The 1,808-nt window shown below is 68.8% G+C and carries 2 protein-coding genes; one reads left to right on the top strand and one right to left on the bottom strand.

Going from position 1 to position 1,808, the window contains the following annotated elements:
• Nucleotides 1-31: 31 nt before the first annotated feature.
• The gene (locus TW83_RS13350; RefSeq protein ID WP_045983274.1) at nt 32-838 is read left to right on the top strand and encodes a purine-nucleoside phosphorylase; all 807 of its coding nucleotides are present in this window, start codon (nt 32-34) and stop codon (nt 836-838) included.
• Here TW83_RS13350 and yghX read toward each other — a convergent pair.
• Nucleotides 826-1,710 carry a YghX family hydrolase gene (yghX, locus tag TW83_RS13345; RefSeq protein ID WP_045983273.1) on the bottom strand — a complete coding sequence of 295 codons (885 nt, stop codon included), beginning with the start codon at nt 1,708-1,710 and terminating at the stop codon, nt 826-828. The two genes, TW83_RS13350 and yghX, sit on opposite strands and share 13 nt — an antisense overlap.
• Nucleotides 1,711-1,808 lie beyond the last annotated feature (98 nt).

Raw genomic sequence — 1,808 nt, 5'->3', positions numbered from 1 at the left:
GCCATCCCGCCCCGCGCCGGAGGAGAGCCCTATGTCAAGGAGCGCTGAGCTGGCCGCCCTGATCCGCGACCGCGCGGGTCAGGAGGCGCCTGAATACGGCCTGATCCTGGGGTCCGGTCTGGGCCATCTGTCCTCCACGGTCGATGGCGTGGCGATCCCCTATGACGACTTGCCGGGCTTTCCCCATGCGGGCGTGTCGGGCCATGTGCCGCAGCTGGTCATCGGCCGGCTGGAGGGCGTGCGGGTCGCGGTCTTCGGCGGGCGGTCGCATTACTACGAATCCGGGCGGGCGGACGCGATGCGCCTGCCGCTGGAGGTGCTGGCGGCCCTGGGGACGACGAAACTGATCCTGACCAACGCCGCCGGGTCGTTGCGCCCCGACATCCCGACCGGCGGGCTGATGCTGCTGAACGACCACATCGCCTTCGCCGGCACCAACCCGCTGATCGGAGAGCCGACTGACGCGCGTTTCGTGCCCATGACCGACGCGCATGACGCCGCGATGCGCGCGGCCCTGCTGGCGGCGGCCGAGGCCGAGGGGGTGGAGATGCCCGAGGGCGTCTATTGCTGGTTCTCCGGGCCCAGTTTCGAGACCCCGGCCGAGATCCGCGCTGCCCGCACGCTTGGCGCGGATGCGGTGGGCATGTCCACCGTGCCCGAGATCATCCTGGCGCGGTTCCTGGGCCTCCGGGCGGCGGCCATCTCGGTCATCACCAATATGGGGGCGGGGCTGTCCGACGAATCGATCAGCCACGACCACACCAAGGCGATGGCCCCCCTGGGCGCAGCCAAGCTGGAAACCGTGCTGCGCCGTTTCCTGAAGGATCAGGCCAGGTAGCGGGCGAACCAGTCCAGCGTCCGCTGCCACGCTAGTTCCGCGGCCTCGGGGTCGTATCGCGGCGTGGAATCGTTGTGAAAGCCGTGGTTGGTGCCCGGATAGACATGCGCCTCATAGGTCTTGCCAGCCTCCTTCAGCGCGGCCTCGTAGGCGGGCCAGGTGGCGTTGACGTTCTCGTCGATCTCGGCGAACTGGAACAGCAGCGGCACCTCGATCTTGGGAACATCCGCCACGGGGGCCTGCCGGCCATAGAACGGCACCGACGCGCCCAGTTCCGGATAGGCCACCGCCAGCGCGTTGCACACGCCCCCGCCATAGCAGAAGCCCACCGCGCCGACCTTGCCGGTCGACTGCTCATGCGCCATCAGATGTTCGGCCCCCGCAAAGAAATCGTTCATCAGCAGGGTCGGATCGACCTCGGCCTGCAGGGCGCGCCCCTCCTCGTCATTGCCGGGATAGCCGCCCTTGGAGGTCAACCCGTCCGGCGCCAGCGCCAGATAGCCCGCCTTGGCCAGCCTGCGCGCGACGTCCTCGATATAAGGGTTCAGGCCGCGGTTCTCATGGATCACCAGCACCGCGGGCCAGGGCCCCTCGCCCGCCGGGGCCACCTGATAGGCACGAACCTCGCCATGCCCCTCGGGCGACGGATAGGTGACGTATTCGGGCAGGATGTCGGGGTCGGTAAAGCTGACCTGCTGGGCCAGCGCGTAGTTCGGCCGCAGCATGTTCAGCAGCGCCAGCGCGGTGACGCCGCCGACCGCGAACTTGCCCGCCCGGTCCAGGAACTGCCGCTTGGTGATGCGGCCGTGGGCATAGAAATCGTACAGCTCCAGCAGTTCCTGGGGGAAATCCTTGGCACTCATCCGGGTCATCGCGCTCTCCTGACATGGGGTCGCGGTCAGACTAGGCCAGCCCGCCCCCTTGCCCGATCACAAATCGGCGACCGCCCTGCGCGCGGGGCCCGCATCCG

Source organism: Paracoccus sp. S4493 (genome assembly GCF_000967735.1).
Taxonomy (GTDB): domain Bacteria; phylum Pseudomonadota; class Alphaproteobacteria; order Rhodobacterales; family Rhodobacteraceae; genus Paracoccus; species Paracoccus marcusii.
Note: the sequence above shows the minus strand (reverse complement) of the source record. Positions and strands in the feature narration are given on the sequence as shown.

Excerpts from the sequence above, each read along its gene's own strand:
- TW83_RS13350 (WP_045983274.1), top strand. The coding sequence starts at position 32 with ATGTCAAGGAGCGCTGAGCTGGCCGCCCTGATCCGCGACCGCGCGGGT.
- yghX (WP_045983273.1), bottom strand. The coding sequence starts at position 1,710 with ATGACCCGGATGAGTGCCAAGGATTTCCCCCAGGAACTGCTGGAGCTG.